Origin of the sequence: Methylobacterium sp. NPDC080182, assembly GCF_050281105.1 — a bacterium.
Taxonomy (GTDB): domain Bacteria; phylum Pseudomonadota; class Alphaproteobacteria; order Rhizobiales; family Beijerinckiaceae; genus Methylobacterium.
The window spans coordinates 70,221-87,816 of the sequence record NZ_JBNNWO010000013.1; the positions used below are offsets into that span (position 1 = coordinate 70,221).

Annotated in this window: 16 protein-coding genes and 1 pseudogene; 4 read left to right on the top strand and 13 right to left on the bottom strand. The window is 71.7% G+C overall.

Going from position 1 to position 17,596, the window contains the following annotated elements; all coding sequences use genetic code 11:
- Positions 1-60: 60 nt before the first annotated feature.
- Entirely contained in the window at positions 61-1,233 is a 1,173-nt protein-coding gene (gene solA, locus ACQKQD_RS22140) for an N-methyl-L-tryptophan oxidase (RefSeq protein ID WP_427509570.1), read from the bottom strand.
- A 194-nt stretch (positions 1,234-1,427) separates the two neighbouring features.
- Between solA and ACQKQD_RS22145 the strand changes: the two genes are divergently transcribed.
- Positions 1,428-2,384 carry a GlxA family transcriptional regulator gene (locus ACQKQD_RS22145; RefSeq protein WP_056533280.1) on the top strand — a complete coding sequence of 319 codons (957 nt, stop codon included), beginning with the start codon at positions 1,428-1,430 and terminating at the stop codon, positions 2,382-2,384.
- A 24-nt stretch (positions 2,385-2,408) separates the two neighbouring features.
- Here ACQKQD_RS22145 and eutC read toward each other — a convergent pair whose 3' ends face one another.
- The 12 genes from eutC to ACQKQD_RS22205 form a co-directional block, all read right to left on the bottom strand.
- Positions 2,409-3,197 carry an ethanolamine ammonia-lyase subunit EutC gene (eutC, locus tag ACQKQD_RS22150; RefSeq protein ID WP_427509571.1) on the bottom strand — a complete coding sequence of 263 codons (789 nt, stop codon included), beginning with the start codon at positions 3,195-3,197 and terminating at the stop codon, positions 2,409-2,411.
- Positions 3,194-4,597 (bottom strand): ethanolamine ammonia-lyase subunit EutB, encoded by a 1,404-nt coding sequence (locus tag ACQKQD_RS22155; RefSeq protein ID WP_427509572.1) that lies wholly within the window; start codon positions 4,595-4,597, stop codon positions 3,194-3,196. The genes eutC and ACQKQD_RS22155 overlap by 4 nt, the downstream gene beginning before the upstream one ends.
- 97 nt (positions 4,598-4,694) lie before the next feature.
- A complete protein-coding gene (locus ACQKQD_RS22160; protein WP_354455921.1) occupies positions 4,695-5,399 on the bottom strand; it encodes a L,D-transpeptidase in 705 nt (234 codons plus the stop codon).
- A 257-nt stretch (positions 5,400-5,656) separates the two neighbouring features.
- Positions 5,657-6,418, bottom strand: a complete 762-nt coding sequence (locus ACQKQD_RS22165; RefSeq protein ID WP_427509573.1) for an SDR family NAD(P)-dependent oxidoreductase — start codon at positions 6,416-6,418, stop codon at positions 5,657-5,659.
- Between the two features lie 21 nt (positions 6,419-6,439).
- The gene (locus ACQKQD_RS22170) at positions 6,440-7,432 is read right to left on the bottom strand and encodes an acetamidase/formamidase family protein (protein ID WP_050731620.1); all 993 of its coding nucleotides are present in this window, start codon (positions 7,430-7,432) and stop codon (positions 6,440-6,442) included.
- 32 nt (positions 7,433-7,464) lie between these two features.
- Complete coding sequence (locus ACQKQD_RS22175; protein ID WP_427509574.1) at positions 7,465-8,175, bottom strand: ABC transporter ATP-binding protein; 711 nt, start codon at positions 8,173-8,175, stop codon at positions 7,465-7,467.
- Positions 8,168-8,914, bottom strand: coding sequence for an ABC transporter ATP-binding protein (locus ACQKQD_RS22180; RefSeq protein ID WP_427509575.1), 747 nt, complete (start codon positions 8,912-8,914; stop codon positions 8,168-8,170). The genes ACQKQD_RS22175 and ACQKQD_RS22180 overlap by 8 nt, the downstream gene beginning before the upstream one ends.
- Complete coding sequence (locus tag ACQKQD_RS22185; protein WP_427509576.1) at positions 8,911-9,987, bottom strand: branched-chain amino acid ABC transporter permease; 1,077 nt, start codon at positions 9,985-9,987, stop codon at positions 8,911-8,913. The genes ACQKQD_RS22180 and ACQKQD_RS22185 overlap by 4 nt, the downstream gene beginning before the upstream one ends.
- 4 nt (positions 9,988-9,991) lie before the next feature.
- On the bottom strand, positions 9,992-10,864 hold the full coding sequence (locus ACQKQD_RS22190) for an ABC transporter permease subunit (protein WP_427509577.1): 873 nt from the start codon (positions 10,862-10,864) through the stop codon (positions 9,992-9,994).
- 103 nt (positions 10,865-10,967) lie between these two features.
- Positions 10,968-12,206, bottom strand: coding sequence for an urea ABC transporter substrate-binding protein (locus tag ACQKQD_RS22195; protein ID WP_427509578.1), 1,239 nt, complete (start codon positions 12,204-12,206; stop codon positions 10,968-10,970).
- Between the two features lie 44 nt (positions 12,207-12,250).
- Entirely contained in the window at positions 12,251-12,892 is a 642-nt protein-coding gene (locus ACQKQD_RS22200) for an ANTAR domain-containing response regulator (RefSeq protein WP_427509579.1), read from the bottom strand.
- Positions 12,889-14,043: a transporter substrate-binding domain-containing protein gene (locus ACQKQD_RS22205; protein ID WP_427509580.1), complete on the bottom strand. Its 1,155-nt coding sequence runs from the start codon at positions 14,041-14,043 to the stop codon at positions 12,889-12,891. The genes ACQKQD_RS22200 and ACQKQD_RS22205 overlap by 4 nt, the downstream gene beginning before the upstream one ends.
- A 428-nt stretch (positions 14,044-14,471) precedes the next feature.
- Here ACQKQD_RS22205 and ACQKQD_RS22210 point away from each other — a divergent pair, with 428 nt between their 5' ends.
- The 3 genes and pseudogenes from ACQKQD_RS22210 to ACQKQD_RS22220 all read left to right on the top strand — a co-directional run.
- A complete protein-coding gene (locus ACQKQD_RS22210) occupies positions 14,472-15,089 on the top strand; it encodes a glutathione S-transferase family protein (protein ID WP_427509581.1) in 618 nt (205 codons plus the stop codon).
- Positions 15,090-15,146: 57 nt separating this feature from the next.
- Positions 15,147-17,210, top strand: coding sequence for a pyridoxamine 5'-phosphate oxidase family protein (locus tag ACQKQD_RS22215; protein WP_427509582.1), 2,064 nt, complete (start codon positions 15,147-15,149; stop codon positions 17,208-17,210).
- Between the two features lie 178 nt (positions 17,211-17,388).
- Positions 17,389-17,523, top strand: a pseudogene (locus tag ACQKQD_RS22220) (DUF1348 domain-containing protein); the annotation flags it as partial.
- Positions 17,524-17,596 lie beyond the last annotated feature (73 nt).

Here is a 17,596-nt window from a genome sequence, read left to right on the forward strand (position 1 = left end):
TGCTCGGGTCGACGGATCTTGGCATGGTTTCAAGCAATCCACGAGCCATTGGCCGGCGCATCAACTGAAACGTGCCAGAGCGAAGGGCTTGAGATCGACGGTGCTACCGGTCCCAGCCAGCTCCGCGGCGACGGCCTCGCCGATGCCGGCCGAGTGCTTGAAGCCGTGCCCCGAGCAGGCGGAGACGACTAGAACCCGCTCCATCGCGGGATGCCGGTCGATGATGAAGCCGCGGTCGGGGGTCACCGTGTAGACGCAGGCGGCGGCCTGGACGACCTCCGGGGTCGCGCCGGCCAGCCGGTTCGCGACGCGCAGCCGGTACATGTCGTCGGATTCCGACGGATCGACGCGGCGCTCCACCCCGTCGGCGGTGGTGGTGGTGCTGTACTGCTCCGTCGCGACCTTGATGGACCCGTCCAGCGGCGGGAAGCCGTAGAGGTATTCCGTGTCGCTCGTCCCGTACATCCAGATGAAGACCGGCGCGTGCGGCCCGTAGGCGGTCTCGTCCGCGAGCGCGTACCAGTGCAGGAGTTGGCGACGGACGGTCAGGAGCCGGTCGAAGGGGCTCCCGAGCAGGGGGGCCGTCCAGGCGCCCGCGGCCACGACGGCGCGGTCGGCCAGGATGGTCTCCTCCGCCGTCTCGATGCGGACGCCGCTCCCGTCCTGCTGCAGCCCAACCACCGTGCAGTTGGTGCGGATCTCGGCGCCCGCGGCACCCGCGCGGCCGAGCTGCGCCGCGAGGCAGCGCTCCGGGAACACGTAGCCGCCGCCCGGCTCGTAATAGGCCTTCTCGTCGCCCGCGAGGTTCAGGAATTGCGGGAAGCGGCGGGCCACCTCCGCCCCTGTCAGCTCCTCGTGGACGATGCCGGCGCCCTCCGCGGCGCTAATGGACCGGCCCACGAAGTCCGGTTTGCCGTGGTGCGAGGAGACGCCGTGGCCCGGGGCCATGACGAGCGCCCCGCAGGCGTTCAGCAGGGTCTCGCCCGTCTCGGCCTCCAGCTCGCGCCAGATGCGGTGCGAGGCGGTGACGAAGGGGACGTAGTCGGCGCCCTCACCGACCGCCTGACGGGTGATCCGCGTCTCGCCGTGGCTCGACCCGAGCGCGTGGGGCGGCGCGAAGCGGTCGAGCCCGATGACCGCGGCGCCCCGCTTCGCCAGCTGGTAGAGCGCGGCGCTGCCCATCGCGCCGAGACCCAGCACGGCGACGTCGTAGCGGCGGCTCACGGCCGACACTCCTGCTCGCTTCCGGGACGGGCCGCCGCGGCGGCGCGGAACGGAGGAAGATCGGCAGGTCGAGGCATCCGGAAGCGATCTCGCGCGGGACGGGGTAACGGCACACAGCATGATCAATGCCGAGGCGGGCGTTTGACTGAAACGGACGGTTTCCTGCACGTTTGAGCCATCGAGGAACGGAGGGGGCGTGCGAGATGGAGGCGGAGACCGGGGATCGCCCACAGGAGATCGGCTTCATCCTCGTGCCCGGCTTCGCGCTGCTGTCCTTCGCTTCGGGGTGCGAGCCGTTCCGGGCGGCCAACGAACTTGCCGGGCGGCCGCTCTACCGCCTGCGCTACTTCGGCGAGTCGGAGGGCTCAGTGGCCGCCTCGTCGGGCGCCGAGGTCCCCACCGAGGCGCTGCCGCGCCAGCGCGGCCACCTTCACACCCTCTTCGTCTGCGCGGGCGGCGAGCCGACCGGGTGGGACAGGCCCGAGATCCACGCGACCCTGCGGCGGATGGCCCGGCTCGGCGTCCGCATCGGCGGCATCTCGGGCGGTCCCTACCTGATGGCCGAAGCGGGCCTGCTGGCCGATCGCGCGTTCACGCTCCACTGGGAATATGCCGGTGCCACGGTCGAGACCTTCCCGGAGGCGCGCCTGAGCCGGGCGCGCTACGTCGCCGACGGCGATCGCCTGACCTGCGGCGGCGGCGTCGCGCCCCTGGAGATGGCCCACGCCCTGATCGCCGAACGCATGGGCGAGGCCTTCGCCCGGCGCGTCTCCGACTGGTTCCTCCACACCGCCATCGGCGCCGCCGACGACCCGCAGCGGGCCTCCGCGGTCGAGCGATACGGAATCCACCATCCGGCTCTGCTGGCGGTGCTGGAGACGATGGAGAAGACCGTGGAGGCGCCGCTCGGCCGCCTCGCCATGGCGCGCCTCGCGGCGATAAGCCCGCGCCACCTCGACCGGCTGTTCCTCGACAAGCTCGGGCTCAGCTTCTCGGCCCAGTACAGGGCGATTCGCCTCGCCCACGGACGCCGCCTTCTGCGCCAGAGCCCGCTCAGGATCGGGGAGATCGCGACGGCCTGCGGCTTCACGAGCGCGGCCCATTTCGCCCGCTGCTACCGGTCCCAGTTCGGCTGCAGTCCGTCCGCGGAGCGCGCGTGACGTCCGCCCGGATCGTCCGAGCGGTCAGTCCCGCGCGTCCGGCAGCGCCTTCGGGTCTGCGGGATCGTCCCGGCGCAGCGCGACGCCGCTGGTGCCCTGGGCCAGCATCGCCCGCAGCAGCGCCTCCATCTGCGCGGCGGCCGCCTCGACCGCCAGGCCGCCCTCCCGGATGTTCGAGATGCAGTTCCGCCGGGAATCGGGCAGCCCCGGCGCCGGGCCGAACGTGACGTAGCAGCCCAGGCTGTCGGAGGCCGACAGACCCGGCCGCTCCCCGATCAGAACCACGACGCAGCGCGCCCCGAGTCGCGCACCGATCGGATCGCCGATCGCTACACGTCCCTGGCTCGCGACGACCACCGGCGCGAGGCGCCAGCCGGCCCGCCGCACCCGCCCCGCCAGCGCCGCCGCCGCCGGGACCGCGTTCAGCGCGACCGCCGTCGCCGACAGCCCGTCCGCGATCACGATCGCCACGTCGAAGCCCGGCCCGTGCCCGTCGAGCACCGACCCGGATTCCGGTTCGAGGGTGCGGCCCCTGTCCGGCCGGCGCAGGTACTCCGCCCGGTCGGCCACGGCGGAGCGGACCTCCACCGCGTCGAGGCCCTGCGCCCGCAGCCCTTCGCGGATCGCGGCCGCGTCGAGGGGCGTCCACACCGCCTCGCGGGCGCGGGCATGGTCGAGCCCGAAGGCGAGCGCCGCGCCGGTCGGCAGGCCAGCGCCGTGCGCGCCGAGCGCGATGCGCGCCTGGGTCAGCCCGCGCAGGTCGCGCAGGTCGCGCAGCGTCGGGTGGCCCGGTCGGGCCGGCTCGCCGCTCACGCCGCCCGCCCGGGCAGGAGCCGGGACGCCTCCGCCAGGGCCGGGGGCAGCGCGCCCGTCGCGCTGGCCAGCCGGCCCTGCCCGTCCGTGATGCCCACGGCCCGCAGCCACGCCTCGAATTCCGGGGCCGGACGGCGACCCAGGGTCTCGCGGGCGTAGACCGCGTCGTGGTGCGACAATGACTGGTAGTTCAGCATCACGTCGTCCGCCCCCGGCACCGTGATGACGAAGTTGACCCCGGCCGCGCACAGCAGGGTCAGGAGCGCGTCCATGTCCTCGCCGTCGGCATCGGCGTGATTGGTGTAGCAGACGTCCACGCCCATCGGCAGGCCGAGCAGCTTCCCGCAGAAGTGGTCCTCCAGCCCGGCGCGGATGATCTGCTTGCCGTCGTAGAGGTACTCGGGACCGATGAAGCCCACGACCGTGTTGACCAGCAGCGGGTCGAACTCCCGCGCCACCGCGTAGGCGCGCGCCTCCATGGTCTGCTGGTCGACGCCCCAGTGGGCGTCGGCCGAGAGCGCCGAGCCCTGGCCGGTCTCGAAGTACATGAGCTGCCCGCCCTCCGGGCAGCGGCCGAGCGCGCGGGCAGCGTCCGAGGCCTCGCGCAGGACGGCGAGGTCGACGCCGAAGCCGGCATTGGCCTTCTGCGAGCCGGCCACCGACTGGAACACGAGATCGACGGGCGCGCCGCGGGCCATGGCCTCGATCGCCACGGTGACGTGGCCGAGGCAGCAGTGCTGGGTCGGCACGTCGAGGCGCAACCGCAGGGTCTCGAGCAGCTCGACGATGCGGATGTAGTCCGGCAGGGAATCGGTGGCCGGGTTGACGCCGATGACCGCGTCGCCCGAGCCCATCAGCAGTCCGTCGAGCGCCGAGAGCAGGATGCCCTCGGAGGAGTCGGTCGGGTGGTTGGGCTGGTTGCGGGTGGCGAGGCGCCCGGGCAGGCCGATGGTGGAGCGGAAGCGCGTCACCACCGGCCGCTTGGCGGCCACCGCGACGAGGTCCTGCAGCCGGCAGATCTTGGAGACCGCCGCGACCATCTCGGGCGTGAGGCCGGGCGCGAGGGCAGTGAGGGCGTCCGCGTCGGCGGCGGGCGCGAGCAGCCACTCGCGGAAGGCGCCGACCGTCAGGGATGAGACCGGCGCGAAGGCCGCCGGGTCGTGCCGGCGGGCGATGAGGTCGGAGACCTCGTCCTGGTCCGAGGGGATCAGCTCCTCGGCCAGGAAGGTCTTGAGCGGCAGGTCGGCGAGGGCGATCTGCGCGGCCAGGCGCTCGACCGGCCCGTCGGCGCAGAGCCCGGCGAGCTGGTCGCCCGAGCGCTCCGGCGTAGCCTTGGCGAGCAGGCTGCGCAGGTCGGGGAAGGTGAAGCGTGTGCCTTCGATCGTCGTCGCGTAGGCCATGCGGGCGCTCCCGGCGCGCTGTCGGACCTCAGGGGACCCGATCCTGCAGGATGTCGGGGCCGCCGGGAAGCGGGGACGGCGCGGGCGCTGCCCGCCCTCAGGCCGGCAGCACGACCACCTTCGTCTTCACCGGCGTGCGGGCGTAGAGGTGGATCATGTCCTGGCTGAGCAGGCCGACGCAACCGCTGGTGATGCCCGTGCCGATCGATTCGGCGTCGCTGCTGGCGTAGATCGTGTAGAGCGTGTAGGCGCCGTTCTGGTAGAGGTGCAGCGTGCGGGCACCGAGCGGGTTGTCGAGGCCGCCGGGCATGCCGCGGGCGTATTTCGCGGCCTCGGGCTGGCGCCGGATCATCTCCTTGGGCGGGGTCCAGGTCGCCCACTCGGACTTGCGGCCGACATAGGCGTTCCCGTTCCACAGGAAGCCCTGGCGGCCGACATTGGCGCCGTAGCGGGTGGCGGTGCCGTCACCCTCGATGCGGTAGACGTAGTAGTTGGCGGGATCGACCACGATCGTGCCGGGCGCTTCCGACGAGGCGTACTGGACGGTCCGCCGGTAGTATTTCGGGTTGACCTTGCTGACGTCGACCGCCGGGATCGGGAACTTCTCGTTCGGCATCGGCCCGTAGGTCTTCGCCGCCTCGGCCATGAGCAGGGTGTCGGTCGTCCCGCACCCGCCGAGCGAGAGCGCACCGATCCCGAGGGCCGAGCCGGCCAGGAACGACCGGCGGCTGAGAACTCCCGCCTCGCTTCCGAGGCGCCCGCGCCCGTCGAGCCCGCCGGCCTCGCGATCGTCCGTCATCATCGCCCTGGACTTCCCTGTCCTGCAGCCCGGCGCGACCGCGCGGCGTGCCACCGCCGCGCGAACGGCCAAGCTTGAGAGTGCCGCGTGCCAGCGCGCGTGGCAAGCTTGTCTTTACAGAGTCGAGAGCGGCCGAAATGCGTCGCAAGTGTGGTGAGTCCTCGCGATCTCCGGACTTCGTCGCTGAACGACCGTACTGAACGCGCCGGGTGTGCTTCGGACGTCGCAGGTGTCCCGGTGCGGGGCGAGGCCGGTCGGCGTCAAAACTGCACGCCGCGGGTCAGGCTGCCGTCGACCACGAGGTTGGTGCCGGTGATGAAGCTCGCGGCCGGGCTGGCCAGGAAGACGGCCGCGCGGGCCACTTCCTCCGGCCGCGCCATCCGGCCGGTCGGGTTCAGCCGGAGTGCCTCGGCGAACAGCGCCGGGTTGCCGGTCTCGATCTGGTGCCAGACGCCGCCCGCGAAGTAGGTGTTGCCGGGCGAGACCGAGTTCGCGCGGATGTTCCGCGGCGCGAGCTGGAAGGCCAGCCCCTGCGCGTAGTGGATCAGCGCAGCCTTGAAGGCGCCGTAGGGACCGGCCGCGAAGTCGATCTCCCGCCCGGAGACGCTGGAGATGACGACGATCGCGCCGGCCTCGGAGCGCTCGAGGTAAGGCATCGCCGCCTCGACCGCCGAGACGGTGCCCATCATGTCGACGGCGAAGCCGCTGCGCCACGCCGCCTCGTCGCTGCCGACCGCGAGGGCACTCACGTTGGGCACCACGATGTCGAGGCCGCCGAGTTCCTCCGCGGCCTCGGAGACCCAGCCGCGCAGCGCGGCGGAATCGGCGACGTCGACGGCGCGCCCGGTCGCCGCGACGCCCCGGGCGCGCAGGGCCGCCACCTTGGCGGCGACTTCCGCGGCGCTGCGGGCGCAGAGGGCGACCGCCGCCCCCTCGTCGGCCAGCAGGTCGACGATCGCCGCGCCGATGCCCTTGGTGCCGCCGGTCACCAGCGCGCGGCGGCCTCTGAGCCCGAGATCCATGCCGTCCTCCTCCGTCGCCGGTCAGGCGTGGGCGATCGCCTTCGTGATCGAGGCGCCGAGCGTGTATTTCGGATCGACCATGTTGCCGAGCCGCACGCGCCCGCACTGCGTGAGCAGCATGTAGGCGTCGATCTCGTCGAAGCCGAAATCGGCGGCGAGCCAGCGGATCAGCTCCCGGTAGGCGATGCGCGCCGCGTCCTCCATCGGCCGGGACGAGCCGATCGTCATGTAGAAGTCTTCGGTCTCGAGCCGCGGCCAGCGGAAGGTCCAGCCCTTGATCAGGTCGATCTGCACCGTCGTGTGGGTCGGGTGCTCCACCGCGACGCCGCAGAGTTCGCCGTCGCCCTGCGCGGCGTGGCAGTCGCCGAGGTAGAGGAGCGCGCCCTTCGCATTCACCGGCAGGTAGATCACCGCGCCGACGCCGACGTCCGGCAGGTCCATGTTGCCGCCGTAATAGTCCGGCTGCAGCGAGGAGATCGCCTCGATCTCCGGCGAGGTGCCGATCGTGCCGATGAACGGCTGGTAGGGCAGCGTGATCCGGTCGTTCCAGCGCACGCCGGTCTCGGCCGTGACCTCGAGCTTGCGCACCCGCTCGGGGAGCGGCGGATTGAGGAGCGCGGTGTCGCCGGTGGCGACGAGGCCGCCGAATTCCGGCATGATCAGCGTCGTGCCGCAGGGCTGCGGGCCGCGCGGCCGGATCGAGCGGATCGCCACCGCGAGGCAGTCGCCCTTCTCGGCGCCGTTGACGTAGATCGGCCCGTTCTGCGGGTTGAGGTACGGGAAGTTCAGGATCTGCGTCGGGCTGTCGGTCTCGTGGCGGATCTTGCCCTCGAAGGCGTCGTGCGTCTCGACGGTGACGACGGCGCCGGGATCGACGGTCAGCACCGGCTCGGCGAAGGGCCCGTAGACGTAGTGGTAGCGGCCCTGCTCGGCCTCGGTGATCGTGTGCTCCCGGCCGGGCTTGCCGCCGGCGACGCCCTTGCGGGCCATGATGGACTGGTCGAGCCACTGCATGGTCGTCTCTCCCTTGGTTGTCTGCCGTGTCGTCAGACGGCGAGGTGGCGCCGCACGAGGTCGCGGTCGTCGAGGTCACCGGCCGTCAGCTCCGCGACGATCCGGCCCTTGTCCATGACGTAGCTGCGCTGGGCCATGGCGCGGATCAGGTCGAGGTTCTGCTCCACGAACACGATCGTCACCCCGGTGCGGCGGTTGAGATCGACCAGGGTGCGGCCGATCTGCTGCACCACCGAGGGCTGGATGCCCTCGGAGGGCTCGTCGAGGAGGATCAGCGCAGGCCCGCCGACGAGGACGCGGCCGATGGCGAGCTGCTGCTGCTGGCCGCCCGAGAGCGTCCCCGCCCGCTGCCCGCGCCGCTCCCGCAGGATCGGGAAAGGCCCGAAGGCGCGCTCGTAATCCGGCCGCTCCCCCTTCGGCAGCAGCGACGCGCCGACCGTCAGGTTGTCGGCGACGCTCATGCGCGGGAAGACGTCGCGGCCCTGCGGCACGTAGCCGATGCCGAGGCGGGCGCGCCGGTGGGCGGCGAGCCCCTCGACCGCCGCACCCCGGAACGCGATGCCGCCCGCGGAGGCGGGCAGGAGCCCGACGAGGCTGCGCATCAGCGTCGACTTGCCGACGCCGTTGCGGCCGATCACCGCCACGATCTCGCCGGGCCGGACCGCGAGGTCGACGCCCTGCAGCACGGGCTTGCCGCCGTAGCCGGCGCGGAGGCCGGTCGTCGCGAGGAGCGCCTCAGGCATCGGCGACCCTCCGCAGCGGCGGCGCGTCCGCTTCCCCGAGGTAGATCGCGGCGACTCGCTCGTCCGCGATGATCGCGTCGGTGGTGCCCTGAGCGAAGATGCGCCCGACATGGAGCACGGTCACCCGCTGGGCGATCTGCCGGACGAAGGCCATGTCGTGCTCGATGGCCAGCACGGCGACGCCGTCGCGGTTGAGCGCCTGCACCATCGCGCCGGTGGCGAAGGTCTCGTCCGGCGACATCCCGGCGGTGGGCTCGTCGAGGAGGAGCAGGCGCGGCTTGAGGCTGATCGCCATGCCGATCTCCAGCCACTGCTTCTGCCCGTGGCTGAGGTTGCCGGCGCGGTCGGAGGCCGCCGCGGTGAGATTGAGGAAGGCGAGCAGTCGGCGGATCTCGGCACCGAGCGAGGCGCCCTCGAGATGGTGCTGCAGGGCTATCTCCAGGTTGTGCGCCACCGACAGGCTCGGGAAGATGCCCGGCACCTGGAACTTGACGCTCATGCCCCGCCGGATCCGCGCGAAGGGCTTGAGCGCGGTGATGTCCTCGCCGGCGTAGAGGATCTGCCCCCGCTCCGGCGTGTACTCGCCGAGCAGCAGGCGGAAGAAGGTGCTCTTGCCGGCGCCGTTCGGCCCGATCAGGCAGTGGATCTCCCCCGCCGCGAGGGCGAAGTTCACGTCGTTGGTGACGTGCAGCCCGCCGAAATGCTTGCTCAGATCGCGGGTCTCGAGCAGCGGATTCATCGGCCCGCCTCCCGGCGGCGGAGGCGCCCGAGCCCGCGCATGGCCGCTCCCACGAGGCCGTCGGGCGCCGCCAGCACCACCACGACGAGGAGCAGGCCCATCACCACCAAGGCGTACTGGCTGCCGTAGATCGTCAGCGCCTGGAAGCCGCCGAGGACCACGAGCGTGCCGATGAGCGTGGCCGTCAGGTCGCCGCGGCCGCCGACCGCGACCCAGATCACCGGCAGCGCGGCGGCGGTGAGCCCCATGCTGGAGGGCGTGATGTACTGGCCCCAGGCGGTGTAGAGGGTGCCGCTCAGCCCCGCGAGGGCCGAGCCGATCACGAAGGCGGCGAGCTGGTAGCGCCGCACGTCGTAGCCGAGCATCTCGGCCCGTTCCGGGTTCTCGCGGATCGCCACCAGCACGTTGCCGAACCGGGCGTTCACCAGGATGCGCAGCGCGAGGTAGACGACGATCAGGAGGCCCAGGAGGCCGTAGTAGAGGGCGACGTCGGGAAACAGCACGACGTCGCCGTCGAGCCACGGCACCGTCAGGGGCGGCATGCCGCTCATGCCGTTGTAGCCGTTGAGCCGCGCCGCCCCGATCTTCCATTCCGGGCCGGCGGTCTGCGCCATGAAGCGCTCCAGGGCGAGCGTCACCGACAGGGTGATGATGCCGAGGAACACCCCGCCGATCCGGCCGAAGAACAGGAAGTAGCCGAGGAGCGCCGCCATCACGGCCGAGAGCGCCACCGCCAGCACCAGGGCCGCGAGGGTGAAGCCGTAGGCCGCGCCGACATTGAGCGTGAGCACGCCGTAGGCGTAGCCGGAGAGGCCGAAGAAGGCGGTCTGGCCGAAGCTGAGCGCGCCGCCGTAGCCCCAGATCAGGCACAGGCCGAGCGCCATGAACACCCAGCAGAAGAAGTAGGCGGTGTTGCCGACCGTGTAGCCGTCCGCGAACCACGGGTAGGCCACGGCGGCCGCCACCGCGAGGGCGAAGGCGGTCCAGAAGGTCGGGCCGCGCCCCAGGGTCTGCGGGCCCTCGAGGCGCCGGAGCAGGGTCTTCGCCGAGAACATGGCCGGAATCATCGCCATGGCCTCAGGCCCGCTCGCGCAGGATCAGGCCCGAGATGCCCCGCGGGAGCACCCGGATCACGAGGATCACCGCGACGAGGAGCCCGATCTGGCCGAAGAGCTGGCCCTGCCACGTCGTGAGCAGCGCCCGCACCGTGCCCAGCACGAGCGCCGCCGGCGCCGTGCCGAGGAAGATGTCGGCGCCGCCGACCACCACGGTGACGAAGGCCTCCATGATAAAGGTCGTCCCCATGGTCGGCACGATGGTCATGGTCGGCGCGTAGAGCCCGCCCGCGAGGCCCGCCAGCCCCGCGCCGAGGCCGAAGGTCAGGGCGTATACCGTGCGGGTGTCGACGCCGAGGGCCTCGGCCATGTGCGGCACCTGGATGGTGGCGCGGGCGAGCGTCCCGAAGCGGGTGGCGTTGAAGGCGAGGTAGAGCCCGGCCAGCACCGCCACGGCGGCGACCATCAGCACGACGCGGTAGGTCGAATAGGAGTAGCCGCCGACCGTGAAGCTGCCGAGCGGAGTGCCGATCCCCGGCATGCTGGAGCCCAGCAGGATCAGCGTGCCCTGCGTCGCCGCGAGGCTGATGCCCCAGGTCGCCACGATCGTGTCGAGGGGCCGCCCGTAGAGGTGGCGGATGACGAGGCGCTCCATCACCATGCCGACGGCCCCGGCGACGAGTGCGCCGGCCAGGATGCCCAGCGGCAGCGGCAGCCCAGCCCGCGTGGACGCCGCCGTGACGTAGGCGCCGCACATGATCAGCTCGCCGTGCGCGAGGTTGATCACGCCCATCATGCCGAACACCACCGCGAGGCCGCAGGCGGAGAGGACCAGGAACGAGAACGCGTCGCCGATCTGGTAGAGGAACGTGAAGGCGTGAGTCAGCAGATCCATCCGGAGGCCCGATCGTGATGGCTGTGGGCCGGGGCCTCGGCCCCGGCGATGTCGCGTCGTCTCCGGCCCGGGGCCGCGGCGCGCGGATTCCCGACCCGGCAGGTCAGGGCTTCGGCGGGTTGCTCGGCGTGTACTGCGCCATCGGATCCTTCTGCGTCAGGTCGCAGCCGGCCTTCCCGAGCCAGTAGGGCTGGATGTTGTCCCAGGTCTTCGGGAAGGAGATCGCGTGCTTCTCGTCGACCTTCGCGAGGTAGATCGTGTGGGAGGCGTGCTGGCTCTTCGGGTCGATGCAGACCTTGCCCTCCGGCGCGTCGACGCAGACGTCGCCCGCCGCGATGACCTTGCGCAGATCGGCGCGCTTGGTCGAGCCGTTCGCCCGCTCGACCATCTGCTTGTAGAGGTAGACCGCGAGGTAGGAGTTCTCGGCCTCCTGGTTCACGTAGGGCTCGTTCGGGAACTTCGCCTTCCACTTGGCCAGGAAGGCCTTGCTCGACGGGCTGTCGACCTCCTCGATGTAGTTCGTGGTCACGTACATGTTGGCGAGGCTCGGGGGCTGGAAGCGCTTGTGCTCGTAGCCCTGGCCGATGTTGACCGAGGAGCCCATCGGCACCTTCAGGTTCGCGGCCGCCGCCTGCTCGTAGTAGGAGGCCTGCGCCGTCCCGACGAGCAGGGTCATCAGGATGTCGGGCTTGGCCTTCTGGATGTTCTGGATCGTCTGCGAGAACTGCGACACGCCGAGGGGGATAAATTCTTCCCCGACCATCTCGCCGCCGTTCTCCTTGACGATGTTGCGCACCCACTCGGCCGAGATCTGACCGAAATTGTAGTCGGCCGCGATCGTGTAGACCCGCTTGCCGAACTTCTCCATCATCCACGGGATCAGCGTCGAGAACTGCTGCTCCGGCACCGCGCCCGTGACGACCATGTGACCGTCGCAGACGCCGCCCTCGTACTGGTTGTTGTAGAACGCGAAGCCGTCGAGCTGGTCGACGATCGGCCGGTAGGCCTCGCGGGACGCGCTAGAGAAGCCCGCGAAGACGGCGTTGACCTTGTCGCGCTGGAGCACCCGGCGCATGAATTCCTGATAGCGCGTGTTGTCGGACTGCGTGTCGTAGATCACGAGCTCCAGCTTGCGCCCGGCGATGCCGCCCGCCGCGTTGATCTCGTCCGCGGCGAGCTGGATGCCGTGGACCTTGCCGATGGTGGCGACCGCGAAGTCGCCGGACTGGTCCTCGAGGACACCGAGCTTGATCGGGTCGGCGGCGCGCGCCGCCGGGGCGGCCAGGCATACGCTCGCGAGCAGGGCGGCCGCGAGGGCGGACAAGCGGGATCCGCGGGGCATTCTCGTCATCGGGTCGTCCTCGTCTACGGGGTGGAGTGCGTGCTTCAGGATCGGGCCAGCCGCGGCGAGCGGGCCGGCGCGGCGACGGACGGACGGGTGCGGACCAGCGCCTCGCAGTAGGCTTCCAGGGGCTGCCGGGCGCGCATGGCGTCGCGCCGCAGCGTCTCGTAGGCCGCGTCGTCGTCGAGGCCGTGCTCCTGCATCAGCCGGAGGATCGCCTTGACGACGTGGCGCCGACCGCGCCTCCGCTCCTCGTGGCGAGCAAGGCGTTCTTCGAGGAGACGGCGCCGGTTGTGCTCGTTCACCGCCAGAAACAGGGCGGCGTAGACCGAGGCGCCGTGGATCGGCTTGCGCAGCAGGCCGGTCGCGCCGAGCTGGAGCAGCCCCTTGAGGCGGCTCGGCGCCTCGACGCCCACGAGCCCGACCACCGGGACCGGCGGCAGGTCAGGCACGGCGCTCGCCGCGAGGCCCGGCAGCGGCAGGTCGCCGTCCACGATGACGATGTGGTGCTCGGGGTCGAGGATCTCGAAATCGAGCCACGGCGCCTCGCCGGCCGGGACGACCGAGGCCACGGTGAGCCCGAGCTTCATCAGGGTGCCCGCCAGGACGTCCGTGGCGGTGCTCTGCGGCGCGATCAGCAGGGCCTGCGCACCGCTGAAATTCTGGATCAGCCGGGGCGTCCTCATGGCACCACCTTCAGGTGCGGGCGCCGGCTCACCGGCACGACGCGCGGATCGCTGCGCACCAGGTAGGGGTCCGGCGCGACCGGCGCCTCGGCCTGCGCCACGATGGTGAAGCGGGCCGCCGCCGTCGAGAGGCCGATCCGGGGAGTCAGGCAGGCGTGGAGGGTCGTCTCGTCGAGGCGCACCGGTCCCTGGGGCGCCTCGAACTCGTCGGCGCAGGCCGCCCGGCGCACCGTCGCGGCCTCCTCGGTCCCGGCCCGCGCCAGCGCCCGCGCCAGGAGATGCACCGCGATGTACGAGGATTCCGCATCCGCCGAGGGGGTCGGGCCTGCGGGGAAGCGCGCCGCGTAGGCCGCCATGAAGGCGCGGTTGCGGGGCGTGTCGATCGACGTGAAGTAGACGCTGGAGGACAGGTGGCCGTCGACCGCCTCCGGCCCGATCGCCTCCAGTTCCGGCTCGGCGAGGCTGCAGCTCGCCACCGGCATGGTCCGCGCCTGGTCGATGCCGCGCGCCGCGCAGGCACTCCGGAAGTCGCGGAAGAACCGGTACGCCGAGATGCCGATCAGCGTGTTGAAGACGAAGTCCGGCTTCGCGGCCAGGATCGCCTCGATCACCTGATCGAAGACGGTCTCGCCCACCGCGAGATAGCGCTCACCCGCGACCCCGCCGCCGGCGATCGCCAGCGTCTCCCGCAGGATCCGGTTGTTTTCCCAGGCCCAGATGTAGTTGGAGCCGACGCAGAAGGCGGTGCGGCCGCCCCGGGCGAGGAGGTGCCGCACCAGCGGGACGATGTGCTGGTTCGGCGCCGCCCCGGTGTAGACCACGTTCGCCGAGGTCTCGAAGCCCTCGTAATGCGACGGGTACCAGAGCAGGGCGTCTCGCTTCTCGAAGATCGGGATGATCTCCTTGCGGCTCGACGAGGTGTAGCAGCCGACGACGTGGCGGATCCCTGCGTCGAGGAGCCGCTCGGCGCCGGCGACGTAGCCCGCGAGGGCGCCCTGCGGATCGCGGATCACCGGCTCCAGGACGCAGTCGGCCCGCGCGTTCACCTCGTCGACTGCCAGGAGCGCGCCGTTCAGCATCGCCCGCCCGACGAGACCGTAGGGTCCGTCCGCGGAGAACAGGATGCCGATGCGGTGATGGCTGAGGCCCATGCAATCCTTCAGAACGCAAAAAGCCCGCCAGTGCGGAAGCACTGCGGGCGGCATCGCCGTGAAAGATGGTGACGTATTGGCGCGAAACTGGGCAGCTTTGCCCCGCGCCTGAAAACTAGGCTCCTCGGTAATGGCCTCGGTGTCAAGTCCCGCGCAGTCTTTTCGGAACCGGCGTCTTGATGATTGCTTCCCGGGTCGCTGATCGGCGTCTGTGCCAAGCCCGTCCGCGGCGCTTGTACCCGCGGAGGCGAGGCGGAGGACGGCCGCGCCAGGTCGGCACAGGATCGCTCGGCACCTTTGGCCCGCGCGATTATTCCGATTTCCGGAATGATGAACTGCGGAGAACGCCTATTCTGCTCGCCCGAACGCGGCGGCATTCTCCTCACACGGCCCGGGGCGATCCCGGCCCCCGACGGAGATCCACGGTCATGAAGCTCTACCACCATCCCCTCTCGGGCCACGCGCATCGGGCCCGCCTGTTCCTCTCCCTGGTCGAGGCCCCGCACGAGCTGATCGAGGTCGACCTGAAGGCGGGCGGACACAAGACGCCGGCCTTCCTGGCCATGAACCCGTTCGGTCAGGTGCCGGTGCTCGACGACGACGGCGTGATCGTCTCAGATTCCAACGCCATCCTCGTCTACGTGGCGAAGCGGCTCGGCCGGTCCGACTGGCTGCCCGAGGATCCGCGCGCCGCGGCGGCGGTCCAGCGCTGGCTCTCGGTCGCGGCGGGCGAACTCGCCTACGGGCCGGCGGCCGCGCGGCTGATCACGGTGTTCGGCGCCACGTTCAACCCGGAGGAGGTGATCGCCCGGGCGCACACGCTCCTGGGGCGGCTCGAGGCGCATCTCGACGGCCGGGACTGGCTCGCGGCCGAGCAGCCGACCGTCGCGGACGTGGCGGTTTACAGCTACCTCGCCCGCGCCCCGGAGGGGAACGTGGACCTGTCGGGCTACCCGCGGGTCGAGGCCTTCCTGCGCCGGATCGAGGGCCTGCCGGGCTTCGTCCCCTTCGCCCAGACCCCCGCGGGCCTCACGGCCGCGGCGTGACCGGAAGGCCCCGGGCGCACCCGCGCCCGGGGGCGGATACGAGTGGAGGGCGCGGAGATGGCTGACGGTCAGACCCTTGCGACGCTAACGACATGGCATGCCGGCGAGACGTCCATCCAGGAGACGGTCGGCGCCGCCGACCGGATGGCGGTGGTCGGCCAGCGGGTGGTGCGGGACTTCATGCCCGATCAGCATCGCGCCTTTTTCGCGGAGATCCCGTTCATCGTGCTGGGCAGCGTCGACCGGCAGGGCGACGCCTGGGCCACGCTCCTGGCCGGCGGTCCCGGCTTCATCTCCTCGCCGACCGCCACGACCCTCGACATCGCCGCGCGGCCGGACCCGGCCGACCCCGCGTCCGATGGCACGGGCGACGGCGACGCAATCGGCCTCCTCGGGATCGCGCTGGACAGCCGCCGCCGCAACCGCGTCAACGGCCTCGTCCGCTCCACGGCCGGCGGAGCCCTGCACTTCGCCGTAGACCAGAGCTTCGGGAACTGCCCGCAATACATCCAGCTGCGCGACATGAGCTTCGTCGGCGAGCCGGGCGCCCCCGCTCCGGCCCCCGCCGAGGAGAGCGCGGAGCTCGACCCGGAAGCCCGCGGCCTGATCGCGGCGGCGGACACGTTCTTCGTGGCCTCCTACGCCGACCGGGAGGGCCGGCGCCAGGTCGACGTCTCGCATCGCGGCGGCAAGGCGGGGTTCGTCCGCATCGCCGCGGACGGCACGCTGACCATCCCCGACTTCGCCGGCAACCTGTTCTTCGCCACGCTCGGGAACATCTTCCTGAACGGCAGGGCCGGCCTGGTCTTCACCGATTTCGAGACGGGCGATCTCCTGCAGCTGACCGGCGACGCCGCGGTGATCCTGGACTCGCCCGAGATCGCGGCCTTCCAGGGCGCCGAGCGGCTCTGGAGCTTCCGGCCGCGCCGGGTGATCCGCCGACGCGGTGCCCTGCCGCTGCGCTGGTCGTTCCGGCCGGACGGCTGGTCGCCGAACGCGCTGATGACCGGCGACTGGGCGGAGGCCGCCGACCGCGTCCGGGCGGCCGAGCGCGCGACGCAGTGGCGGCCGTTCCGGGTAGCCGAGATCGTCGACGAGAGCCGCACGATCCGGTCCTTCCACCTGACCCCGGACGACGGGGCCGGGCGGCTCCCGCACCGCGCGGGCCAGCACCTGCCGATCCGCGTCACGCTGCCGGGGGCAGACGCGTCGGTCATAAGAACCTACACGCTCTCGGTCGCGCCCTCGGACCCGACCTACCGGATCAGCGTGAAGCGCGACGGCACCGTCTCGCGGCACCTTCACGACCGAGTCCAGGTCGGCGACATCGTCGAGGCGCGCGCGCCCGGCGGCGGCTTCACCCTCGATGCGAGCGCGGCGCGCCCGGCCGTGCTGCTCGCCGGCGGCGTCGGGATCACGCCGCTCCTCGCGATGCTCCGGCACGTGGTCTACGAGGGCCTGCGCACCCGCAAGATCCGGCCGACCACGCTCGTCTACGCTGCCCGCACCCGCGCCGAGCGCGCCTTCGACCGGGAGTTGTCCGAACTCGCCGCGGCGGCGCAGGGAGCCGTGCGGATCGTGCGCGTCCTTAGCGATGTCTCCGATGCCGCGGCTGGCGTCGATTACGAGGCCGCGGGCCGGATCGACATGGCCATGCTCACGCGGTTCCTGGCCTTCGCGGATTACGATTTCTACCTGTGCGGCCCGTCGGCCTTCGCCCAGGCGCTCTATGATGGCCTGCGCGGCTACAACGTGGCGGACGACCGGATTCACGCGGAGGCGTTCGGTCCCTCGGGGCTCATCCGCGACACCGGAACGGCGGCGGCCGTGCCTCCGCGGCCACCGGCCTCCACGGAGACGGTGCCGGTCGCCTTCCTCGACACCGGCAAGGAAGCGCGCTGGACGCCGGATTCGGGCAGCCTCCTCGACCTCGCAGAGGCGCGGGGTCTCGCACCGGAGTTCAGCTGTCGCGAGGGCAGCTGCGGGACCTGCCGCACCAAGCTGCTCGCCGGCGCGGTGACCTATCTGAGGGAACCGAGCGCACCGGTGGCTGAGGACGAGGTGCTGATCTGCTCCGCGGTGCCCGCGGAGGGCACGGACCGGGTGCAGCTGGCGCTCTGACGCGCGCGGCGGCACGGCGCGCGCCGTGTTCCGCCTCGCGGGACCGGCGCCGGCGGATCATCCTGCGCCGCTACCGGAGCCGGGCTGAACCTTCCCCGAGGACAAGGAGCCCGTCCTGTCCCGTCCGCCGCCGCCGCCGCCCTTCGACGCGCAGAGCACGATCACGAAGGTCCGCCTCGCCGAGGACGGGCTGATGCGCTATCGGCACAGCAGCATCAACGCGTTGCCGATCGCGGAATCGGACCGCGAGTTTCACTGGCCCCTCGGGCGCCGGCCGGACGACCATCCGGGCCTGAGCCATTTCGGCTTCTGACCGTTCGGCCGGGACGCCGACGCGGCGGGCCGGATCGGGCGTGAGCGTCGCGACCCGGCCGCGAGAACCCGGA

Excerpts from the sequence above, each read along its gene's own strand:
- ACQKQD_RS22145 (WP_056533280.1), top strand. The coding sequence starts at position 1,428 with ATGGAGGCGGAGACCGGGGATCGCCCACAGGAGATCGGCTTCATCCTC.
- ACQKQD_RS22155 (WP_427509572.1), bottom strand. The coding sequence starts at position 4,597 with ATGGCCTACGCGACGACGATCGAAGGCACACGCTTCACCTTCCCCGAC.
- ACQKQD_RS22160 (WP_354455921.1), bottom strand. The coding sequence starts at position 5,399 with ATGATGACGGACGATCGCGAGGCCGGCGGGCTCGACGGGCGCGGGCGC.
- ACQKQD_RS22165 (WP_427509573.1), bottom strand. The coding sequence starts at position 6,418 with ATGGATCTCGGGCTCAGAGGCCGCCGCGCGCTGGTGACCGGCGGCACC.
- ACQKQD_RS22170 (WP_050731620.1), bottom strand. The coding sequence starts at position 7,432 with ATGCAGTGGCTCGACCAGTCCATCATGGCCCGCAAGGGCGTCGCCGGC.
- ACQKQD_RS22175 (WP_427509574.1), bottom strand. The coding sequence starts at position 8,175 with ATGCCTGAGGCGCTCCTCGCGACGACCGGCCTCCGCGCCGGCTACGGC.
- ACQKQD_RS22180 (WP_427509575.1), bottom strand. The coding sequence starts at position 8,914 with ATGAATCCGCTGCTCGAGACCCGCGATCTGAGCAAGCATTTCGGCGGG.
- ACQKQD_RS22185 (WP_427509576.1), bottom strand. The coding sequence starts at position 9,987 with ATGGCGATGATTCCGGCCATGTTCTCGGCGAAGACCCTGCTCCGGCGC.
- ACQKQD_RS22190 (WP_427509577.1), bottom strand. The coding sequence starts at position 10,864 with ATGGATCTGCTGACTCACGCCTTCACGTTCCTCTACCAGATCGGCGAC.
- ACQKQD_RS22195 (WP_427509578.1), bottom strand. The coding sequence starts at position 12,206 with ATGCCCCGCGGATCCCGCTTGTCCGCCCTCGCGGCCGCCCTGCTCGCG.
- ACQKQD_RS22200 (WP_427509579.1), bottom strand. The coding sequence starts at position 12,892 with ATGAGGACGCCCCGGCTGATCCAGAATTTCAGCGGTGCGCAGGCCCTG.
- ACQKQD_RS22205 (WP_427509580.1), bottom strand. The coding sequence starts at position 14,043 with ATGGGCCTCAGCCATCACCGCATCGGCATCCTGTTCTCCGCGGACGGA.
- ACQKQD_RS22210 (WP_427509581.1), top strand. The coding sequence starts at position 14,472 with ATGAAGCTCTACCACCATCCCCTCTCGGGCCACGCGCATCGGGCCCGC.
- ACQKQD_RS22215 (WP_427509582.1), top strand. The coding sequence starts at position 15,147 with ATGGCTGACGGTCAGACCCTTGCGACGCTAACGACATGGCATGCCGGC.